Here is a 20,176-nt window from a genome sequence, read left to right as displayed (position 1 = left end):
AGCAAAAAATCGCTATGATTTTACAATAAATAATTAAATTACAGTTCAAAGTCAATTCTTTGGTTGCAAATTACTCCTTGGTTTTTAATCGAGGAAATTTGATTCATTCGTTTTTCAATGACAGAATGAATAGAAATTCACAGCAGATTTAAACGACAAAAATTCAAATAAAAACCCAATATTATTTTTTACTATTCTTAAAAATAACATTAAGTCCTAGCTGAAAAGATAGACTATTGGCTTTGGTAACATCCTTATATTCCAAAAGATTATCGGCAAGAACATAGAAATTAACCGGTCCAAACATACTGGATAAACCCAATCCTATATTTTTATAAGAATAGGAATCTATCGTATAGGTTGCTTTCATTTGCAACGAATTGAAAATTTTTCTTCTGTAATAGGTCGTAAAAGCAACTAAAGGTGTTCTCGGGGTAGACATTACGAATAATTGAGCACCTACAGCGCTTTTATAAATAGTTTCAGGATCATAATTAAGACAGTTACAATCCTCAGGTCTTTCTTCATCAAATGAAAATTGAATTGAAGTGTTGAACTTTGTGGGTCGCCAAGTCGTGTAATCGGCATACAAAGTATCCAAAGGAATGGCATCCTTAAATTCCTGATATCCATCTTCTGCAGAACCTCCAGAACCAAATTTAGGAATAACTCCTTCGTATTTGTAAGTTCCTTTAAAAGTCAAACTTTCTACTTCTTTGGCATGTTTTATAAAACCAAGATCTATGACACTTGCTGTTATTTGAATGTTTTTCTTTGGATAATAAGTCAAACCAGCATCAAATCCCAAGCCTAAATTGCCACCCAGAAAGGCTCTTTTGGTAATATCTTTTACTGCATTTGGCTCATAATCTTCATCATCGTATTTAGCAGTTCCCGATGTATTGAGCTGCAAATCCGAATAAATCATTTGTTCATAAACCCCTTGTGTAGAAGGAATAGTATAAATGTATCCTGAATTACTAGTTGAATTGACATTATAAATACTGGAATAGATCTTTCCTCGCGCTCCTAGAATTAATTTTTCATTTATGTTTTTATGAAATCCCAGATGAAAGACCGAAAGCATTTCTGCTTTTACACTCAAATCCCCTAAATTGAATACTTTACCCAAATAATCTCTATTTCCATCTAAAGCCAAAATTGCAATATCTTTAGGCACATAACTCATAAAATCAAATTCTTGGTACATTCCAAACGAAACATAGGAATCCCCTTGATCTCCCGCTATTTTAAAGCCTCCGCTAAATAATTCTATTTGTTCGTTTAGGACTACTCTATCTTTTCTTGTTGTAGAGAATACTACATTTCGCAGTTTCACATTAAAATCTACTCCATTATCAGCAAATAAATCATACGCTGAGAATCCACTCGAACCAACATTTGTAGAAATACCGGACAATAAAGGAATCCCAAAATACCAATTGTACTTCACATCAGAACCCGGATTAGTCAGCAAAGACTGAGGCACTGAAGTGAAATTATATAAAATTTGTTTGTTTTGTGAAATGCAACCTATTGTTAGAAATAGAACAAAAATCAAAATTATTTTTCTCATTCAATTATAAAATAAGCGGTTACTCCTGAACGTAATTTTAAACTCCCTATGCTATTCTCACTTAATGGTGGACCGGCAAACATGGTGAGCGTGAAAGTAATTTTAGTAGTTCTTTTTAATAAGTCCAGTGTAGCATTTTGAAATATTTCAGTTTTAGTAACTATATTTTCTGCACCAGTATACGCTGGCACAATAAAATTTGTGGAATGAACAGGTTGATTATTTCTATCCAGAAATACTAAATCTATTCTGTAACTTCTATTTATAGTATTGTTAACTTCAAAAAAAAGGTCTACTCTGCTTAAATTATCCTTGAAAAATTTATCATTGAATACATCAACAGCTGGCGTATCCATAAAAACGGTGTGCTCTATTCCTCCAGTTACAAATTCATTTGCGGGAATATTAAAATAAGCTAAGTTTGATATAAATACAGGTTCTAATTTTATATCATTGACTTGATTATAATCTAAATCACTTGCGCATGAAGATGAAAATAATATCAAAATTAGTATACTTAAGATTCTATGAATGGCCCGTAGTTTCATCATATTTAGTATGTTAAAGGTAAATTTGGGAACAGTATAACTAACGTATCAATCATAAACTTATTATTTTCAAGATATAGAGTTCAATTACCATTTTTTCCATTTTAATGAAATTCACCAAATAGCTTTGAAGCCTCATTGTAAGCACTTTCAAAACTTATAGGGCTCATATCAGTACTCTCTTTTTGTGAGGTAAAATAAGACAATAGTTTCTCTGTAGGCATATTACCCGTTAAATCATCTGTTGCCATTGGACATCCGCCAAAACCCTGAATAGCACCATCAAAACGACGGCAACCCGCTTTGTAAGCCGCATCAATTTTTTCAAACCATTTATCAGGCGTAGTATGAAGGTGAGCTCCAAATTCTATTTTTGGATATTTTGGAATTAAATTCGAAAACAAATACGAAATCACATCTGGTGTTGAACTTCCTACCGTATCCGAAAGTGATAAAATTTTGACTCCCATTAAAGCTAATTTTTCAGTCCATTCCCCTACTATTTCAACGCTCCAAGGATCGCCGTAAGGATTACCAAATCCCATAGAAAGATACGCTACTACTTCTTTATTTGTACTATCGGCAATTTCAAGAATTTCCTGTAACGTAATTAATGATTCAGCAATCGTCTTGTGGGTATTCCGCATTTGAAAATTCTCAGAAATCGAAAATGGAAACCCTAAATACTGTATTTCAGAATGATTTGAAGCTAATTTTGCTCCTTGCGTATTCGCTATAATCGCCAATAATTTACTTTTGGTTTGAGATAAATCAAGTTGTGCCAGAACCTCAGCCGTATCCTGCATTTGTGGAATCGCTTTTGGCGAAACAAAGCTTCCAAAATCGATGGTGTCAAAACCTACACGCAATAAAGACTGAATATAAGTCACTTTTCTCGCCGTAGGAATAAAAGGCTTTATGCCTTGCATGGCATCACGTGGACATTCTATAATTTTTATTGGCTCCATAGAAAGCCAAAGATAGAAAAACAATTAAGAATTTTAAATTATCAGTTTTAAATTTTTGAAAATTGACATTATTACGTATTTTGGTAATAAATTAAAATATTACGTAATTTGGTAATATTAAATATTATTACGTTATTTGGTAATAATTTACTTTAAACTTTTAAAGTAGACCTTACTTTTTTAATTATATTTGGATATGACAAGCATAATAACTGGAGACATTGTTAATTCAAGAAAACTACCTTCTAAAATATGGATGGACGGTTTGAAAGAACTATTGAATACCAAAGGTAAAAACCCGAGTGAATGGGAAATTTATCGTGGTGACGAATTTCAGATGGAAATTATAAATCCTGAAAAAGCACTATTGACAGCTTTGCAAATTAAGGCCTATCTAAAAACCCTAAAACTCGACGCGAGAATGAGTATTGGTTTTGGAGATAAAACCTATTCAGCAGTAACAATTTCTGAAAGCAATGGAACTGCGTTCGTTCGTTCGGGAGAGCTTTTTGAAACTTTAAAAAAACAAAAAACTACCTTAGCCATTAATTCAGGGAATACTGATTTAGACACTGAGATGAATTTAATGCTCCGTTTAGGATTGACCTTTATGGATAATTGGCTGGTGCAATCGGCTGAATTTGTTTTGGCATCCATAGAAAACAAATCGCTTTCTCAAGAAGAAATAGGTGTGAGATTAGGTATAAATCAAGCTGCAGTAAGTCGCAGACGAAAACGAGCGCAGTTTGATTTGGTGCTGGAACTAGATAATCATTTCAGAAAAAAAATTAAAACCCTCAGTGTATGATTATTTTTGTAAAACTACTATTGGCACATTTACTTGGTGATTTTTTATTTCAACCTACATCTTGGGTTTTAGATAAAGAAAACAAGAAACACAAAAGTATTTATCTTTATATCCATACACTTCTTCATTTTATTTTGGCTTGGGCTTTAGTTGGCGGGACTGATTTTGTTTGGTTTGCCATTTTACTGGCACTAACGCATGGAGGAATTGATTTTTTGAAATTACATTTTCAAAAAAATAAAACAAAACGCAACTGGTTTGTAATGGATCAACTGTTGCATCTTATTGTACTCATAGCAATTACACTATTTTACAATAACGAACGTATTGATTTTACAGCATTCGACAACCGATTTTGGATCTTTGTGACTGGAATACTTTTATTGACAAAACCTACATCGATAATTATAAAGAATATCATTTCGATTTGGACTCCTGAAAACAAAACAAGCGACGATTCCTTATCCAATGCCGGAAATTACATTGGAATATTAGAACGCCTGTTCGTTTTTTGCTTTGTGATTACTGGCCATTTTGAAGCCATTGGTTTTTTATTGGCAGCAAAATCTATTTTCCGATTTGGAGATTTAAAAGAAGCCAAAGACCGAAAACTTACTGAATATGTTCTTATCGGAACCTTATTGAGTTTTGGCATTGCATTATTGACAGGGCTTTTAGTAAAATTTGGGTTGTTGCAATTTTTCTAAAATCTTTTTGTTTATGGCCTTAACCAAAGCTGGACCTTCATAAATAAAACCGGTGTACAATTGCACCAAACACGCTCCTGCCTCCAATTTTTCAATCGCATCATCGGCAGAATGGATTCCTCCTACTCCAATAATAGGAAAGGCTTTATTGCTTTTTTGAGATAAAAAACGGATGACTTCAGTTGAACGTTGCGTTAATGGTTTTCCTGACAAACCACCCATTTCTGTTTTATTTTCGGATTGTAATCCTTCACGGGAAATGGTGGTATTGGTAGCGATAACACCCGCAATTTTAGTTTCCTTGATAATATCAATAATATCTAGTAATTGCTCATCAGTCAAATCTGGAGCAATTTTTAGCAGAATTGGCTTTTGTTTTGGCTTAGACAAATTCTTATTTTGAAGTGTTTGCAACAATTGTGTCAATGGCTCTTTGTCTTGTAAGGCACGGAGATTTGGCGTGTTTGGGGAACTTACATTCACCACAAAATAATCCACATAATCATACAAAGCATCAAAACAGATTTCATAATCCGAAGTTGCTTCTTCGTTTGGTGTCAACTTATTTTTACCAATATTACCGCCTATTAAAACGCCTTTATTTTGCTTCAAACGTTCCACCGCTTCTTGAACTCCGCCGTTATTGAATCCCATTCTATTGATAATGGCGCTATCTGCTTTCAGACGGAACAATCGTTTTTTAGGATTTCCTTCCTGCCCTTTTGGAGTAAGCGTTCCTATTTCGATAAAACCAAAACCAAAACTGGACAATTCTTTATACAACTTGGCATCTTTATCAAAACCAGCCGCAAGTCCAACTGGATTTTTAAATTTCAAACCAAAAACTTCGGTCTCTAATCTTGGGTCATTGACTTCATAAAGCAACTTAAAAAGAGAGGTAAATCCAGGAATTTTAGATGCAAATCGAATCAATGAAAAAGTAAAATAATGGACTTTTTCCGGATCAAACAAAAATAGAAATGGGCGAATGAATACTTTATACATAGTTGTAGTTTGTTGGTGCAAAAATAGAACTATCTCATCGATAATTAAATATTTCGAAAAAAAATTATACATCAACATTTGATTTGGCTGTAGCCAAAGAAGAAATAGCAAAAAAACAGTAGTTAAACAAAATACTTGCTCCTAATTATTTACAAATAATAAAATTTACTTTCAATCTGCTTCATTTAAAATAAAATATTTATTTTTCAATGTTTTTTCTTATATTGTACTAAATAAATAAGTATTTATTTAATTTTTCATCAACTTAAAATAGTACCGACATGAAAATAAAATTACTCTTTACAGCTATTTTACTTTCCAGTTTTCAACTATTTTTTGCGCAAGCAGTAAAAAAGGAAACAAAAAAAGACACAACCAAATTAGCGACAAAAACTACTGTAACAACAATTAAAGACACTGTTATTGTGTCTAAGGCTGTAGAAACTGGGGTTGTCGCAGCAGCAATACAAAATAATGCAAATGAAAAAGCATTAAAAGAGGAAGCTAAACTACTAAAAGACAAACTCAAAGCTGAGAAAAAAGCGCTAAGAGAAGCTAATAAAATCGAAAAAGAGCAAAAGGATTTTGAAAAAAAACAAAAAGCTTTTGACAAGCGACAAGACAAAATTCTTTCCAGTGAAAAATCAATTAGTACAATAAAATCAAAGATTTCAAATGAAGAAAGAAATTTAATTAAACTCAAAGAAAAATTTGAACAAAAGAAATCTAAAGGAAAGCTCAGTTCTATTGAAATTGAGAAAGAAAATATCCGAATCAGTAAACAACAAATAAAAATAAATAAGCTGGAAGGAAATCTTGATGAAGCAAAAGAAAAGTTAACTAAAATGAGAGAATAATTTGAACCACCTTCGGGTGGTTTTTTTATATAAAAAAGTATATTACACCCCGAAAACAGTATCGTTTATCGAGATTCATATACTGCAATTATTATTTTTAATTCGTAAAAATTAGTTCCTGATTAACTTCAAAATGCTCCTGAAAAAATGTTTATATTTGCATAAAAAACAAATTAAAATGCAACATATAATTGACCGTTTCATCAGTTACGTAACTATAGATACGGAATCTGACTCCAGCTCTGAAACTACACCCAGTACAAAAAAACAATGGGATTTAGCCAATAAACTGGTTGAAGAACTTAAAGCTATTGGAATGCAAGACGTGACAATTGATGAGAAAGCGTATATCATGGCAACTTTACCCAGTAATGTAACTCATGAAGTCCCAACTATTGGATTTATTTCACATTTTGATACTACCCCTGATTTTACTGGAGCCAATGTAAAGCCTCAAATTATTCCTAATTATGACGGCAAAGACATTGTATTAAATGCAGAACAAAACATAGTATTATCACCCAGCTATTTTAAAGATTTATTGCTTTACAAAGGGCAAACTTTGATTACTACTGACGGAACAACATTATTAGGAGCCGATGATAAAGCCGGAATTACTGAAATTGTGACTGCAATGGAATTCCTTGTCAACAATCCTGAAATCAAACACGGAAAAATCAGAGTTGGTTTTACACCAGATGAAGAAATTGGTCGTGGTGCCCATCATTTTGATGTAGCTAAATTTGGAGCGGATTGGGCGTACACAATGGATGGCAGTCAAATAGGCGAATTGGAATATGAAAATTTTAATGCGGCTGGCGCCAAAATTATTTTCAAAGGAAAAAGCGTGCATCCGGGTTATGCCAAAGGAAAAATGATTAATTCTATGTTGATTGCCAATGATTTTATCAATGAATTACCAATTGATGAGACACCCGAGACAACAAAAGGATACAAAGGTTTTTTTCACGTACATCATTTAACCGGAAGTATCGAAGAAACCGTTTTGGAATTAATCATTCGCGATCATAACAAGAAAAAGTTTGAAAAGCGCAAAGAACTAATCGAGAAAATCACTCGAAAAATCAATAAAAAATTCGCGAAACAATTTGGTGAAGATATTGTTATAACTGAGATTAAAGATCAATATTACAACATGAAAGAAAAGGTTCTACCTGTGAAACATATTGTTGATATTGCCGAAAAAGCGATGAAAGAAATAGGAATTAAACCTCTTATAAAACCGATTCGTGGTGGAACTGATGGTTCTCAATTATCGTATAAAGGATTACCTTGCCCAAACATTTTTGCTGGTGGACATAATTTTCATGGAAAATACGAATATGTTCCTGTAGAAAGTATGCAAAAAGCAGTCGAAGTAATTGTGAAAATTGCTGAATTGACAGCAACAAAAGATTCATCTAAAAAATAAGCTGTTGGAATCCTCAAAAACAACTCATACATGGGATAAAAACAATAATTGGTCAGAAGAATTAGAACTTTTAAAATCAATTATTGTCAAAACTGAACTCGTGGAAACTACCAAATGGGGTGGTATTGTTTATGTTCTGAATGGTAAAAACTTACTCGGAATAGGAGGATTCAAAAATTATTTTACAATTTGGTTTTTTAATGGCGTTTTTCTGAAAGATGAAAAAAAAGTTTTAGTTAACGCACAAGAAGGCGTTACTAAATCATTGCGACAATGGCGCTTTTCATCAAAAGAAGAAGTCAATGAAGCGGCAGTACTAGATTATATTCATGAGGCGCTTGCTAATGAGAAACAAGGAAAAAATAGTAAGCCACAGAAAAAAGAACCTATCGTTTCTGAACTTCTTCAAAAAGAATTAGATGCAGATGTAAATTTGGCAGATGCTTTTCTAAAATTTTCTCCTTACAAACAATATGAATTCTTAGAGTATATTGAAACTGCAAAACGAGAAGAAACCAAACGTTCCCGGATCGAAAAAATTAAACCAATGATAAAAGAAAACATTGGTTTGAATGATAAATACCGATAACATTAAGTCCCAATCCTGAAACTCAGAGTTGGGACTTTTTATTTAAAGTCACATTAGAATAATATACTCTACTTACTTAATCATTTATACAATCTCTTTCTTTAAAAAAAGAAAACACTTCTTCCTTGAGTATTATTTGTTGCATTACACGTACCATTCTGAAAAACTTAACATTGACCAGTGTATTAAATCACTATATTTACTTACAATCACTTAATAATTTAGTAACACCTGGACAACTACTCGTTTAATTGAATAAAAGCTAATACTATAAATTATGATACAAAAGAAAGAAGCGGAAACTGATCCAGTATCTCCAGCAAAACCTGAAATTGATAAGCCAATTAGAGCTCGCAGAACAAAAGTTGTTAAACCTGTAGCGGAACCCGTTGAAATTATAGAACCGGTAATTGAAGAAATCATAACGGAAATTATAGAAATCTCGACTATTAGTCTGGATGAAGATAGTACCGTTTCAAATAAGAAAAAAAATAAAAACGAGACTAAAAACAAAGTAAAAATGAAAGATAAAGACAAGAAAAAGGCTAAAAAAGCCGACGCAAAAGAGAAAGCAAAGCAAAAAGCGAAAGCAAAAGCCAAAAAGGCAAAAAAAGCCAAAAAGGATAAAGCGAAAAAAGCGAAAGTCAAAGCCAAGATAAAAGCTAAAAAGGCCAAAGCAAAATCAAAAAAAGCGAAGAAGAATAAAAAGAATAAAAAATAATAATATTTTTTTATCAAAAAAAAGTCCCAATCCGAATAATCGGTTGGGACTTTTTAATTCATTAAAATGAAAATTATTTTTTGTTCAATACGGCACTCATTTCCATAGAAATAGCAGAACGCTCCATTTTCAATTTTCCTGACATCGTTTCAACAACAACTGTTGTATCCGATAACTCAGAAACTTTTCCGTGAAGACCACTTTTTGTGATGATTTTATCACCTACTTTCAAGCTGCTTTCAAATTCTTTTTCGTTTTTCGCTCTTTTTTGTTGTGGTCTGATCATAAAGAAATAGATTACCACAAACATTAATAAAAACGGTGCAAATTGAGTTAATTGTTCCATAATTTAAATTCTTTTTTTATTTGTTAATTATTACATTAAACCACGACCAGCTTTAATGATTCTTTTACTGGCTTCCAGTTCTTTTACTAAATTGTCTAAAATTCCGTTGATAAAAATACTACTTTTTGGCGTAGAATATTCTTTGGCAACTTCTAAATATTCGTTAAGAGTTACTTTTACAGGAATGGAAGGGAATTTCAAAAATTCACAGATTGCCATTTTTAGGATAATCGTGTCAATCTCAGCAATTCTTTCAGTGTCCCAATTTGGGGTTTTATCAAGATATTCTTTGGCTAATTCCGTTTCGTTTAAGACTGTTTTTCGGAACAAATCTTTAACAAAATCTTTATCCTCATTGTCTTTATACAATTTTGGCACTCTAAAATTATCGTCTTCACCAGATTTAATCGCTTTCAATTGCTTGATAATATGCGTATTCACTAATGGAATGTCATCAACCCAAGTCAACTTATCATCCTCTAAATATTCATATAATTTCTCGTTTGGAACAATTACATCCATGAATAAATCAACGATAAATTGTCTGTCTTCTTCAAATGTATTTACTGAATTACTCATGTAATCCGCATACAATTTACTTGCTTTTACATCATTCAGAAGCAGTAAAATATAATCGTCATTTAAAGACCAATTATTGATTTTACGGTTTTCCAATGCAATGCTTAGTGAATTATTTTCGGAAAGAATTTGAAAGATTCTGTTTTTGATGAACTTTTCGTTGGGTTTACGTTCCTCAGGAGTTGCAAGATGTTTCAAACTTGATTTATGTAAAAAGACAGTCTCTGTTTTACAAATTTCAATCAGGGAAGAAAGCATTATAAGGTATAAATCTTGAATATTGTCGATGCTGTAAAAAAGGAATTTTTCTTCTTTTTCCAGATTATCTGAACCGCTTTGATGCATCGCATAAATGGATTGCATTACTTTAACGCGAATGTGTCTTCTATTTACCACCTTGTAAGAACTTTTATTAATTAGTCTGCAAAAATAAGTATTTCATTTTTTAAAATAAAATATATAATCGCTTATTTTAAAAGTATTCAATCAACAGTATTCAGTGAACGGTACTAAATTGTTCACTGAATACTGATAACTGAACGTTTTTTTACTTTTTACTGTTTTCTATTTTTCTTTGATTGATTCGATTTTGAGTAATTGTCAAAGCAGCATGGTGTGTTGTCATCTTGTTAGCAATGGCAAAATCAAAAATTTCTAATGTCGTGTTATAAATATTTTCTGTTTTACGCATAATTTCAGCTTTGTCATAATGCGCTAATTCAGCATAAACATTGATAATTCCACCTGCATTAATCAAGAAATCCGGAGCATAAAGTATACCTCTTTCTTGTAGAATTGCACCGTGAACATTCTCATCAGCCAATTGATTATTGGCAGCACCAGCAATTACTTTTGCTTTAATTTTATAAACGGTAGCATCATTCAACGTTGCTCCCATGGCACAAGGCGCATAAATATCAACATCAGCACTGTACAAATCTTCCCCTCTGAAGATTTCTGCATTATACTTGGCTCCTACCTCATTCAATTTTTCTTCATTGATGTCCGCGATAGTAACTATTGCTCCTTCTTTTGTCAAATAATCAACTAAAGTTTCACCAACGTGACCAATTCCTTGAACTAATACTTTTTTGCCACTCAAAACATCAGAACCAAATTGTTGTTTTGCAGCAGCTTTCATTCCTAAATACACACCGTAAGCTGTAACAGGTGAAGGATTTCCTGAACCACCTCTTGATTCAGAAATTCCGGTAACATAAGGCGTTACATCTCTGACGATATCCATATCTGCGGTCTCCATTCCTACATCTTCAGCAGTAATATATCTCCCGCTTAAAGAATGCACGAATTCACCAAACTTGCGCATCAACTCAGGAGTTTTTTGCGTTTTAGCATCTCCAATAATCACTGCTTTTCCTCCACCAATATTCAATCCTGTAATTGCTGCCTTATAAGTCATACCGCGAGAAAGACGCAGTACATCGTTTAATGCTTCCCATTCGTTTGCATAATTATACATTCGTGTACCACCCAAAGCAGGCCCCATAACCGAATTATGAATACCAATAATTGCTTTTAAACCTGTATCTTTGTCGTTGCAAAATACAATTTGTTCGTGATCATCAAATGATAATTGACCAAAAACAGGATCCATTTTTTGAAGTTCCTTTCCAGTTGTGAAAGCTGCATTCATAGTGTAAGTTTTTATAATAATAAATTACGAATTTGTCAAAAAGACAATCCAAATTTAAACAAAAAACAAATATGTATTGATTTTTTGTTTAAAAATTATCAAATCAATAATTTAACCCCCATTAATAATTTGTCGCTGAAATTATTAAAAAATAAAATTATTTTAAAAATATAATCATTTTAACATAGAATATCTTAAAAAATGAAAGAATTACGTTATTTAAATAAATATTTCGTCAAATATAAATACAGCTTCTTACTGGGAATTATTTTTACCATTATCGCACAAATATTTATGCTTTTCACGCCCAAGTTGATTAGCAAATCATTCAAAGTCATTGAGGCTTTCGCCAAAGATAAAACCATAGCCAAATCAATTATTTATGAAGAATTAATTTCGAATATCTTATTGATTATTGCCACTACAATTATTGCCGGGTTTCTTACTTTCTTAATGAGACAAACCTTAATTGTGATGTCACGCCACATAGAATTTGATTTAAAAAACGAAGTATTCCGCCAATATGAAAATCTTTCGCAGAACTTCTACAAGCAAAATCGTACTGGAGATTTAATGAACCGAATCAGCGAAGATGTTTCTAAAGTAAGGATGTATGTGGGACCAGCGGTGATGTACACCATAAATACCGTCATTCGTTTTGCTATAGTAATCGTCTATATGTATAATGTATCGCCAATACTGACTTTATACACCTTACTTCCTTTACCAATTTTATCGTACGCTATCTTTAAGCTGAGCTCCGAAATCAATGTAAGAAGCACCATTTTTCAACAATATTTATCTAAAGTGTCCAGTTTTTCACAAGAAATATTTTCAGGAATCCGAGTGATAAAAGCCTATTCATTGGAAAACCAACATCAGAATAACATGGTTGATTTAGCCAATGAAAGCAAAAGTAAAAGTTTGAATTTGGCCAAAGTGCAATCCTTATTTGGACCATTAATGTTGGCGCTGATAGGAATCAGTAACTTAGTCGTCATTTATTTTGGTGGTTTAATGTACATCAATGGATCCATAAAAAGTATTGGAACCATTGCCGAATTTATTTTGTATGTTAATATGCTTACTTGGCCAGTAGCTTCATTAGGTTGGGTTTCTTCGATGGTTCAAGAGGCTGAAGCTTCTCAAAAACGACTCAATGAATTCCTTAAAATCGAACCGGAGATAAAAAATAAAAATCTGAATAAATCAGTGATTGAAGGTTCTATTTCTTTCGAAAATGTAAGCTATACTTACGAAGATACTAATATCAAAGCGTTACAAAACATTTCTTTCACAGTAAAAAAAGGGGAAACTTTAGCCATTCTAGGAAAAACAGGATCCGGAAAATCAACTATTTTATCCTTAATTTCCAGAATGTATGATGTAACCGATGGAAAAATAACCATTGACGCAAGCGAAATAAGCAACGTCAATCTTTTTGATTTGCGAAACAGTATTGGAATCGTTCCACAAGATGCTTTCTTATTTTCAGACAGCATCAAGAATAATATTATGTTTGGCAAAGAGAATGCAACGGAAGAAGAGGTAAAAGCAGCCGCAAAAAGCGCCGTAGTTCATGATAACATCATGGGCTTTAATAAACAATACGAAACGGTTCTGGGAGAAAGAGGAATTACACTTTCCGGAGGTCAAAAACAAAGGGTTTCTATTGCCAGAGCAATTATTAAAAACCCTCCCATTTTACTGTTTGACGATTGTTTATCTGCAGTTGATACCGAAACCGAAGAAGCAATTTTAAACAACTTACATGAAATTTGCAAAGACAAAACTACCATTATTGTAAGCCATCGTGTCTCTTCTGCTAAAAATGCAGATAGAATTATCATCATTGAAAAGGGTGAAATTATACAACAAGGTTCTCATAATCAATTGATAAATCAAGAAGGCTATTACGCCGCTTTGTATTTGAAACAACTTTCAGAAAAAGAAATGATATAATTGTTGGATAATACATATATTTTTTAGATTTTTGGATACTACTTAACAACCATAAATTGATAGAAAGGAATATGAGAGAACATGACATGTTAGAAAAAGAAGAGATATTTTCTAAAGTTTTAAGAGCTGGAAGAAGAACATACTTCTTTGATGTGAGAGCAACAAAAGCAGATGATTATTACATTACCATTACCGAAAGCAAAAAATTTACTGAAGAAGATGGATCATTCCATTTCAAAAAACATAAAATCTATTTATACAAAGAAGATTTTGCAGCTTTTGCAGAAATTCTTGGCGAAATGACTTCTTATGTTTTGAACCACAAAGGCGAAGAAGTAATTTCAGAAAGACATCAAAAAGATTTCAAAAAAGAATATCCTTCTGAAAAATCAGATGATGAAATTATACCACAAACATCGACTTTTACCGATATTGAATTTGATGATATTTAATTCTTAGTTATTCCTTACAAATAAAAAAGTCCAAAAATCAGAAGATTTTTGGACTTTTTTTTATGGGCCAATCTAAATAGTAGTTCGTTTTTTATTTATGAATCCAACATCACCCAATTCGCAATCCGTTTTCTATTTTGAAATCGGGAGCCAATAAAATCACGTCTCCTTCATTTCCTACTGCACCCAATACCAGACATTCACTCATGAATTTTCCGATTTGCTTTTTAGGGAAATTCACTACCGCTACAATCTGACGGTGGAGCAAATCTCCTTTTTTGTAACGTTTGGTTATTTGTGCCGATGTTTTTCTAATTCCGATTTCAGAACCAAAATCTATGGTAAGTTGGTACGCTGGTTTTCTAGCTTCAGGGAAATCATTGACTTCCAGAATAGTTCCCACACGCATTTCTACTTTTTCAAATTCATGCCAAGTAAGATTTTCCATAGTTAATTTTATTAAACAAAGTATTGAATAACAAACCTATAAATTTTACAAGTATTTACACTAATTCTGTAATACTATTTTCAGTTTATCCATCTAATTTTACAAAAGATGAATATTAAATTCATCTTGTAAATAGCAAACTATTATGGAAATGAGTCAAAGAAACTGCAGCGAATCGAAAAAGAAAAATAATACTGGATTAGACATGTACATTGAAACAGCACCAAATGTAAAATTATATGTCAAAGATTATGGCGAAGGGAAACCAGTAATCCTTATTCACGGTTGGCCACTATCGAATGAAATGTGGGAATACCAAATTGATACTTTAGTTCAAAATAATTTTAGAGTTATTGTTTATGACCGTCGTGGTTTTGGAAAATCCTCACAACCTTGGGATGGTTATGATTATGATACTTTAGCAGACGACTTAAAGGCTATTATTGAGCAATTGGATTTAAAAGAAGCCACACTTGTTGGATTTTCAATGGGTGGTGGCGAAGTGGTACGCTATTTCAGTCGTCATGGTGGAAAAGGAGTTTCAAAAGCGGTACTTATCGCTTCAGTAACACCGTTTCAATTGCAAACAGATTCTAATCCAAATGGTGTTCCACAAGAAAAGTATGATGCCATGGCAGCACAAATCAAGGAAGACCGAATTGGTTTTCTGGATAGTTTTGGAAAAACATTTTTTGGAGTGAGTTTTATCAGCAAACCTATCAGTACACCTTTATTGGATTATTATAGAATGCTGTGCTCTTTTGCTTCACCACGTGCCACTTTAGAATGTGCCATATCTTTTTCAACAACCGATTTTCGTCGTGAAATGGCATCCGTAAATGTTCCTACATTAATTATTCATGGAGATGAAGACAAAACAGTTCCTATTGAAATAACTTCTGAGATAGCAGCAAAATTAATACCGGACAATAAATTTATCGTTTATGAAGGAGCGCCACACGGGTTATTTTACATTGAAAAAGATAAATTAAACAAGGATTTGATTGAATTTTTGAATTCATAAATTCAAATTTAATAGAGTTGATAAGTCACAATTCATTTATTACAAAAAAATCCCAAAACTTTTCGTTTTGGGATTTTTAAATTTTATATGCTATCTGAATAGTTTAAACTATTTAACATCCATTAATTCTACGTCGAAAATCAACGTAGCATTTGGTGGAATTGCTCCTCCAGCACCACGAGATCCGTAACCTAAATGAGCCGGAATCACAAAACGTGCTTTGTCTCCTACGCGCAACAAGGCAATACCTTCATCCCAGCCTTCAATAACGTTTCCTTTTCCTAATGGAAATTCAATTGGTTTTTTACGAGGATAAGAACTGTCAAAAACTTTTCCATCAGGAAGTTGTCCTGTGTAATGTACTGAAACTGTTTTTCCGTTTTCTGCTTTTTTACCTTCCCCTCTTTGGATGAATTGGTAACGCAAACCGCTTTCTGTTTTTTCAAAACCAGCAGCCAGTTTTTCCATAGCGGCTTCAGCATCTGCTTTTAAAGCTGCATCACGCTTGTTACGAGAACCTTTGAAAGTGATAAAAGCTTCTATTGCATTCCAATTTTTAGCTTCTTCTCCTACTCTAACAATTTCTAAAGACTCTAAAACATCACCTTGAGCAACAGCATCAACAATATCTTGACCTTCTACCACATGACCAAAAACAGTATGTTTGTTATCCAACCATTCTGTTGGAATGTGTGTAATGTAGAATTGAGAACCGTTTGTTCCAGGTCCTGAATTGGCCATTGCCAAAACTCCCGGACGATCGTGTTTCAAACTTGGATGAAATTCATCATCAAATTTATACCCTGGATCTCCAGTTCCTGTTCCTTGTGGACAACCACCTTGAATCATGAAATCAGGAATTACTCTGTGGAATTTTAATCCGTCATAAAATTTAACCCCTTGTGGTTTTATTTTATTTTCTAAGTTTCCTTCTGCCAATCCTACGAAATTCCCCACTGTACCTGGAGTCAAATCGTGTGCTAGTTTTACTAAAACAGCACCTTTAGTGGTGTTGAATTTAGCATATATTCCGTTTTCCATTTTTGTTTAATTTATTATTGAAGGGCAAATTTACGAAAATAATTTATTTGAACCTATTCACTAAAATGTTACATTTGATAAATTATCTTGATATTTAGTCCAATTTACAGCCTTAAAAATATCTTATTTAAAGTAGTTTAAAATTTAACCTTTGATAAATTATAAGTCAACTTGAATTCAATTGATACTTTTAATACCATCACCAATAAAAACTTATTTTTTCATGAAATCTATCTATTGCATTTTATTCTTTATTAGCTTCATTTGTAATGCGCAACAGCAGTTGGTGACATTAGAATATTTTTTGCCACAAAATTCTACATACAATGAAAAAATTCCGACTCCTAAAAGTATATTTAATTTTGAATTAGGAGAAATGCACACGGATCACAATCAAGTGGTTCATTTTATGAATGCAATTGCAGAAGCTTCTGACCGAGTACAAATAGAAACAACCGGTTATACTTATGAAAACCGTCCGCTTCAATTACTTACTATTTCGAGCCCTGAAAATTTAGCAAAAATTGATGAAATCCATAAAAGACATCTTGCACTAACGGACTCAAATGCCAGTGTTCAGGACGTATCTGACTTACCTATTGTCGTCTATTTAGGATATTCAATTCATGGTAATGAGTCCAGCGGAACGGGTGCTGCGATTGCTTTGGCGTATTATCTTGCAGCATCTGAAAGTCCTGAACTTGAAAAAATACTGGACAATACGGTCATTTTATTAGATCCCAGTTTAAATCCAGATGGATTACATCGTTTTTCTACTTGGGTAAATAGCCATAAAAGCAAAAATTTAGTAACTGACCCTAATGATAGAGAATTCAATGAAGCATGGCCAGGTGGTCGATTTAATCATTATTGGTTTGACATGAACAGAGACTGGCTTCCTGTTCAACTTCCGGAAAGTCAGGCACGCATTAGAACTTATAGAAAATGGATGCCTAACGTATTATGTGATTTCCACGAAATGGGAACTAATTCGACCTACTTTTTTCAACCTGGTGTTCAAAGTCGCACTAATCCGCTTACTCCTGAATTAAACCAAAAACTAACTGCAAAAATTGCTGGCTACCATGCCAAAGCATTGGATAAAATTGGAAGTTTTTATTTTGTCGAAGACGGTTTTGATGACTTTTATTACGGCAAAGGATCTACTTATCCAGACATCAATGGCGGTATCGGCATTTTATTCGAACAAGCGAGTTCAAGAGGACATGCCCAACAAAGCGTAAACGGAGTAATCACTTTCCCATTTACGATCAGAAATCAATTTACTACCAGCTTATCTACGCTGCAGGCTACGTATGAAATGCGAAAAGAGTTATTGAAATACCAACACGAATTTTTTGCTAATTCCAGTATCGAAAGTAAAAATAATAAAATAAAAGGCTACGTTTTTGGAGACGAAAAAGATGCCACTAAAGTTAAAGAACTGACTAAAATTCTTAGCCAACATAAGATTGAGATGCTTCAGTTGAAAGAAGACATCACCATCAACAAAAAGAAATTCAGCAAAGACTTGAGCGTTATTATTCCTATGGAACAAAAAAATTCAAAGTTGATACACGCTATTTTCGACAGACAAACCAAGTTCAAAGACAGCTTATTTTATGACATTTCGGCTTGAAATTTTGATTTGGCTTTCAATTTAAATTTTGAAGGAATGAATTCCCTTTCACAGGCTGGAGCGCGTTACGAAAACCCGTTCAAATCCGGAATGGTGAATCAAAAAAGTGATGTGGGTTATTTAATTGAATGGACCGATTACAATTCTCCTAAACTTTTATACCAATTACTGGCCAAAGGACTGCGCGTAAAAACGACCAAAAAACCATTTGTACACAACGGGAAAACTTTTTCCTATGGAAGTTTATTATTGCCTATTCAAAATCAAACGCTGAGTTCGGATGAAATTTATGCCTACCTCAACCAAATTATCCCAAACTATGCTATTGCTATTACCGCAGTAGAAACAGGTTTTACCGATGGTGCCAACTTAGGAAACCCTAATTTAGTTAATCTCACTATGCCAAAAGTAGCCATGGTTGTGGGCCGTAATGTTGATCCATCAGATGCGGGAGAATTATGGCATTTATTTGATCAAAAAGCAGAAATTCCGTTAACTAAAATAGATGTGGAACAACTGCAAAAAGTTAATCTAAGCGCCTACACTACTTTAATCATGGTGAATGGAAATTATGGTGGACTTTCACCGGCCACAGTAACTAAAATAGAACAATGGACACAAAACGGAGGGACTTTAATTGCTTATCAGGATGCTATTAAATGGCTGAATGATGCCAAATTAATTGAGTTGACTTTAAAAACCAGTAAAAGTGAAGCCAAAGCGATTACCTTTGAACAAACTAGCGATTACAAAGGAGCACAAGAGATTGGCGGAGCCATATTTGAAACTAAATTAGATTTGTCCCACCCGATTAATTATGGAATGCCTAGAAATACAATGCCTATTTTCAGGAATTCATCGATTTTTATTGAACCCAATAAAAACAGCTTTAGCAACCCGATACAGTACACTAAAAATCCATTACTCAGCGGTTACATTTCGAAACCAAAACTAGAATTATTAAAAGAAACCGTTCCGTTTCAAGCGATACGAAAAGGAGAAGGGAATATCTTAATTTTTACTGATAACACTAATTTCAGAGCTTTCTGGTTGGGAACCGAAAAATTATTTTGGAATGCAGTTTTCTTTAGTAAACTCATGTAGTAAAAACCATAATCCTATATTGAAATAGCATCTCAGAATATTAAAAAAAAGGAAGCGTAGCGTAGAAATACGTTGCGATTTTTTGGTTTTAATACTAATCTAATGTTCGTTCCCGCGCTACACGCAGTTTGGGACTAAATTAAGCCCATTATTCGGATTGGCCAAATCTTCCAAATACAAAACTAACTTCAAATTAAGCCTAATACCCAAATCCGTTGTAGTAGCTGCTATATGCTGTTTTATTTTTTCACAGTTAAATTAAAAAATTCTGGAAATATCATAGTTATAATCACTAGTAGCAAGAATAAAAGAGTACTGACAAAAAAGTATTTAATACCCAAATTTTTAATATTTTGACTTTCATATTTATCTAATAACAATTGATATTTATTATTATAAATTAATAAAAAGTAATTTGGTAATAAAAAGACAAGCAAAATTGAAATATTTCGAATCATTCTATTTTCTGGAAATATTTCAAAAATATTTATTTTAGTTCCTGATAAAACGAGTATTGTGATAATTAATAAAATATTTATAAAGTTAGTTACACTCAAAGCAAGAAGTGACATAATTAAAGAATAATATTTATTGCCATTTTGTGAAAGTTGTATTTTAAGAAATAAGCTAACCCAAATTCTGTAGTAAATTTTCAGCATTCTGACTTTTAATTCAATAGTTAATTTTATACGTAATCGTCTTTAAAATAGCACATA

General features: G+C 32.8%; 21 protein-coding genes. 11 read left to right on the top strand and 10 right to left on the bottom strand.

Annotation, left to right across the window (positions count from 1 at the left end; genetic code table 11):
• Positions 1 to 181: 181 nt before the first annotated feature.
• From E0H99_RS12795 to E0H99_RS12785, 3 genes are all read right to left on the bottom strand, one after another.
• Entirely contained in the window at positions 182 to 1,576 is a 1,395-nt protein-coding gene (locus E0H99_RS12795; RefSeq protein ID WP_131996141.1) for a DUF5723 family protein, read from the bottom strand.
• On the bottom strand, positions 1,573 to 2,127 hold the full coding sequence (locus E0H99_RS12790) for a hypothetical protein (protein WP_235832140.1): 555 nt from the start codon (positions 2,125 to 2,127) through the stop codon (positions 1,573 to 1,575). The genes E0H99_RS12795 and E0H99_RS12790 overlap by 4 nt, the downstream gene beginning before the upstream one ends.
• A gap of 101 nt (positions 2,128 to 2,228) precedes the next feature.
• Complete coding sequence (locus E0H99_RS12785) at positions 2,229 to 3,092, bottom strand: hydroxymethylglutaryl-CoA lyase (protein ID WP_131996138.1); 864 nt, start codon at positions 3,090 to 3,092, stop codon at positions 2,229 to 2,231.
• 196 nt (positions 3,093 to 3,288) lie between these two features.
• Here E0H99_RS12785 and E0H99_RS12780 point away from each other — a divergent pair, with 196 nt between their 5' ends.
• Together E0H99_RS12780 and E0H99_RS12775 are read left to right on the top strand one after the other, a co-directional pair.
• Positions 3,289 to 3,900, top strand: a complete 612-nt coding sequence (locus tag E0H99_RS12780; RefSeq protein ID WP_131996135.1) for a hypothetical protein — start codon at positions 3,289 to 3,291, stop codon at positions 3,898 to 3,900.
• Complete coding sequence (locus E0H99_RS12775; protein ID WP_131996132.1) at positions 3,897 to 4,607, top strand: DUF3307 domain-containing protein; 711 nt, start codon at positions 3,897 to 3,899, stop codon at positions 4,605 to 4,607. The genes E0H99_RS12780 and E0H99_RS12775 overlap by 4 nt, the downstream gene beginning before the upstream one ends.
• On the opposite strand, the gene E0H99_RS12770 is transcribed toward E0H99_RS12775, so the two are convergent.
• Positions 4,575 to 5,612: a quinone-dependent dihydroorotate dehydrogenase gene (locus E0H99_RS12770; protein ID WP_131996129.1), complete on the bottom strand. Its 1,038-nt coding sequence runs from the start codon at positions 5,610 to 5,612 to the stop codon at positions 4,575 to 4,577. The genes E0H99_RS12775 and E0H99_RS12770 overlap by 33 nt on opposite strands.
• Before the next feature lie 281 nt (positions 5,613 to 5,893).
• On the opposite strand from E0H99_RS12770, the gene E0H99_RS12765 reads away from it, so the two are divergent.
• The 4 genes from E0H99_RS12765 (at position 5,894) to E0H99_RS17315 (ending at position 9,211) form a co-directional block, all read left to right on the top strand.
• Positions 5,894 to 6,469, top strand: a complete 576-nt coding sequence (locus E0H99_RS12765) for a hypothetical protein (protein WP_131996126.1) — start codon at positions 5,894 to 5,896, stop codon at positions 6,467 to 6,469.
• Between the two features lie 178 nt (positions 6,470 to 6,647).
• Positions 6,648 to 7,901 carry a peptidase T gene (pepT, locus tag E0H99_RS12760; protein ID WP_131996123.1) on the top strand — a complete coding sequence of 418 codons (1,254 nt, stop codon included), beginning with the start codon at positions 6,648 to 6,650 and terminating at the stop codon, positions 7,899 to 7,901.
• A gap of 4 nt (positions 7,902 to 7,905) precedes the next feature.
• Complete coding sequence (locus E0H99_RS12755) at positions 7,906 to 8,490, top strand: YdeI/OmpD-associated family protein (RefSeq protein WP_131996120.1); 585 nt, start codon at positions 7,906 to 7,908, stop codon at positions 8,488 to 8,490.
• A gap of 277 nt (positions 8,491 to 8,767) precedes the next feature.
• Entirely contained in the window at positions 8,768 to 9,211 is a 444-nt protein-coding gene (locus tag E0H99_RS17315; RefSeq protein WP_205728693.1) for a hypothetical protein, read from the top strand.
• Between the two features lie 73 nt (positions 9,212 to 9,284).
• Here the strand turns inward: E0H99_RS17315 and yajC are convergent, their stop codons facing one another.
• The 3 genes from yajC to E0H99_RS12735 all read right to left on the bottom strand — a co-directional run bounded on the left by yajC (position 9,285) and on the right by E0H99_RS12735 (position 11,790).
• A complete protein-coding gene (gene yajC, locus E0H99_RS12745; RefSeq protein WP_131996117.1) occupies positions 9,285 to 9,557 on the bottom strand; it encodes a preprotein translocase subunit YajC in 273 nt (90 codons plus the stop codon).
• A 30-nt stretch (positions 9,558 to 9,587) separates the two neighbouring features.
• Positions 9,588 to 10,499 (bottom strand): transcription antitermination factor NusB, encoded by a 912-nt coding sequence (nusB, locus tag E0H99_RS12740; protein WP_131996659.1) that lies wholly within the window; start codon positions 10,497 to 10,499, stop codon positions 9,588 to 9,590.
• Positions 10,500 to 10,683: 184 nt separating this feature from the next.
• Positions 10,684 to 11,790 (bottom strand): Glu/Leu/Phe/Val family dehydrogenase, encoded by a 1,107-nt coding sequence (locus tag E0H99_RS12735; RefSeq protein WP_131996114.1) that lies wholly within the window; start codon positions 11,788 to 11,790, stop codon positions 10,684 to 10,686.
• 201 nt (positions 11,791 to 11,991) lie between these two features.
• Here E0H99_RS12735 and E0H99_RS12730 point away from each other — a divergent pair, with 201 nt between their 5' ends.
• Both E0H99_RS12730 and E0H99_RS12725 read left to right on the top strand, forming a co-directional pair.
• On the top strand, positions 11,992 to 13,752 hold the full coding sequence (locus E0H99_RS12730) for an ABC transporter ATP-binding protein (RefSeq protein WP_131996111.1): 1,761 nt from the start codon (positions 11,992 to 11,994) through the stop codon (positions 13,750 to 13,752).
• 71 nt (positions 13,753 to 13,823) lie between these two features.
• A complete protein-coding gene (locus E0H99_RS12725) occupies positions 13,824 to 14,204 on the top strand; it encodes a PUR family DNA/RNA-binding protein (RefSeq protein WP_131996108.1) in 381 nt (126 codons plus the stop codon).
• 109 nt (positions 14,205 to 14,313) lie between these two features.
• Here E0H99_RS12725 and E0H99_RS12720 read toward each other — a convergent pair whose 3' ends face one another.
• Positions 14,314 to 14,652: a tRNA-binding protein gene (locus tag E0H99_RS12720; RefSeq protein ID WP_131996105.1), complete on the bottom strand. Its 339-nt coding sequence runs from the start codon at positions 14,650 to 14,652 to the stop codon at positions 14,314 to 14,316.
• Between the two features lie 151 nt (positions 14,653 to 14,803).
• On the opposite strand from E0H99_RS12720, the gene E0H99_RS12715 reads away from it, so the two are divergent.
• Positions 14,804 to 15,676, top strand: coding sequence for an alpha/beta fold hydrolase (locus E0H99_RS12715; protein WP_240723483.1), 873 nt, complete (start codon positions 14,804 to 14,806; stop codon positions 15,674 to 15,676).
• A gap of 108 nt (positions 15,677 to 15,784) precedes the next feature.
• Here E0H99_RS12715 and E0H99_RS12710 read toward each other — a convergent pair whose 3' ends face one another.
• Complete coding sequence (locus tag E0H99_RS12710; protein WP_131996099.1) at positions 15,785 to 16,717, bottom strand: peptidylprolyl isomerase; 933 nt, start codon at positions 16,715 to 16,717, stop codon at positions 15,785 to 15,787.
• Positions 16,718 to 16,940: 223 nt separating this feature from the next.
• Between E0H99_RS12710 and E0H99_RS17615 the strand changes: the two genes are divergently transcribed.
• Together E0H99_RS17615 and E0H99_RS17610 are read left to right on the top strand one after the other, a co-directional pair.
• Entirely contained in the window at positions 16,941 to 18,356 is a 1,416-nt protein-coding gene (locus tag E0H99_RS17615; protein ID WP_317128669.1) for a M14 family zinc carboxypeptidase, read from the top strand.
• Positions 18,357 to 18,392: 36 nt separating this feature from the next.
• A complete protein-coding gene (locus E0H99_RS17610) occupies positions 18,393 to 19,460 on the top strand; it encodes a hypothetical protein (RefSeq protein WP_317128668.1) in 1,068 nt (355 codons plus the stop codon).
• Positions 19,461 to 19,699: 239 nt separating this feature from the next.
• Here the strand turns inward: E0H99_RS17610 and E0H99_RS12700 are convergent, their stop codons facing one another.
• Positions 19,700 to 20,119, bottom strand: coding sequence for a hypothetical protein (locus E0H99_RS12700; RefSeq protein WP_131996096.1), 420 nt, complete (start codon positions 20,117 to 20,119; stop codon positions 19,700 to 19,702).
• Positions 20,120 to 20,176: the final 57 nt, after the last annotated feature.

The organism is Flavobacterium sp. GT3P67 (assembly GCF_004349155.1).
Lineage (GTDB): Bacteria > Bacteroidota > Bacteroidia > Flavobacteriales > Flavobacteriaceae > Flavobacterium > Flavobacterium ranwuense.
Note: the sequence above shows the minus strand (reverse complement) of the source record. Positions and strands in the feature narration are given on the sequence as shown.

What these genes read in the sequence shown, in the direction of transcription:
- E0H99_RS12795 (WP_131996141.1), bottom strand. Translation starts at nt 1,576, where the DNA reads ATGAGAAAAATAATTTTGATTTTTGTTCTATTTCTAACAATAGGTTGC.
- E0H99_RS12790 (WP_235832140.1), bottom strand. Translation starts at nt 2,127, where the DNA reads ATGATGAAACTACGGGCCATTCATAGAATCTTAAGTATACTAATTTTG.
- E0H99_RS12785 (WP_131996138.1), bottom strand. Translation starts at nt 3,092, where the DNA reads ATGGAGCCAATAAAAATTATAGAATGTCCACGTGATGCCATGCAAGGC.
- E0H99_RS12780 (WP_131996135.1), top strand. Translation starts at nt 3,289, where the DNA reads ATGACAAGCATAATAACTGGAGACATTGTTAATTCAAGAAAACTACCT.
- E0H99_RS12775 (WP_131996132.1), top strand. Translation starts at nt 3,897, where the DNA reads ATGATTATTTTTGTAAAACTACTATTGGCACATTTACTTGGTGATTTT.
- E0H99_RS12770 (WP_131996129.1), bottom strand. Translation starts at nt 5,612, where the DNA reads ATGTATAAAGTATTCATTCGCCCATTTCTATTTTTGTTTGATCCGGAA.
- E0H99_RS12765 (WP_131996126.1), top strand. Translation starts at nt 5,894, where the DNA reads ATGAAAATAAAATTACTCTTTACAGCTATTTTACTTTCCAGTTTTCAA.
- pepT (WP_131996123.1), top strand. Translation starts at nt 6,648, where the DNA reads ATGCAACATATAATTGACCGTTTCATCAGTTACGTAACTATAGATACG.
- E0H99_RS17315 (WP_205728693.1), top strand. Translation starts at nt 8,768, where the DNA reads ATGATACAAAAGAAAGAAGCGGAAACTGATCCAGTATCTCCAGCAAAA.
- yajC (WP_131996117.1), bottom strand. Translation starts at nt 9,557, where the DNA reads ATGGAACAATTAACTCAATTTGCACCGTTTTTATTAATGTTTGTGGTA.
- nusB (WP_131996659.1), bottom strand. Translation starts at nt 10,499, where the DNA reads ATGCAATCCATTTATGCGATGCATCAAAGCGGTTCAGATAATCTGGAA.
- E0H99_RS12735 (WP_131996114.1), bottom strand. Translation starts at nt 11,790, where the DNA reads ATGAATGCAGCTTTCACAACTGGAAAGGAACTTCAAAAAATGGATCCT.
- E0H99_RS12730 (WP_131996111.1), top strand. Translation starts at nt 11,992, where the DNA reads ATGAAAGAATTACGTTATTTAAATAAATATTTCGTCAAATATAAATAC.
- E0H99_RS12725 (WP_131996108.1), top strand. Translation starts at nt 13,824, where the DNA reads ATGAGAGAACATGACATGTTAGAAAAAGAAGAGATATTTTCTAAAGTT.
- E0H99_RS12720 (WP_131996105.1), bottom strand. Translation starts at nt 14,652, where the DNA reads ATGGAAAATCTTACTTGGCATGAATTTGAAAAAGTAGAAATGCGTGTG.
- E0H99_RS12715 (WP_240723483.1), top strand. Translation starts at nt 14,804, where the DNA reads ATGAGTCAAAGAAACTGCAGCGAATCGAAAAAGAAAAATAATACTGGA.
- E0H99_RS12710 (WP_131996099.1), bottom strand. Translation starts at nt 16,717, where the DNA reads ATGGAAAACGGAATATATGCTAAATTCAACACCACTAAAGGTGCTGTT.
- E0H99_RS17615 (WP_317128669.1), top strand. Translation starts at nt 16,941, where the DNA reads ATGAAATCTATCTATTGCATTTTATTCTTTATTAGCTTCATTTGTAAT.
- E0H99_RS17610 (WP_317128668.1), top strand. Translation starts at nt 18,393, where the DNA reads ATGAATTCCCTTTCACAGGCTGGAGCGCGTTACGAAAACCCGTTCAAA.
- E0H99_RS12700 (WP_131996096.1), bottom strand. Translation starts at nt 20,119, where the DNA reads ATGCTGAAAATTTACTACAGAATTTGGGTTAGCTTATTTCTTAAAATA.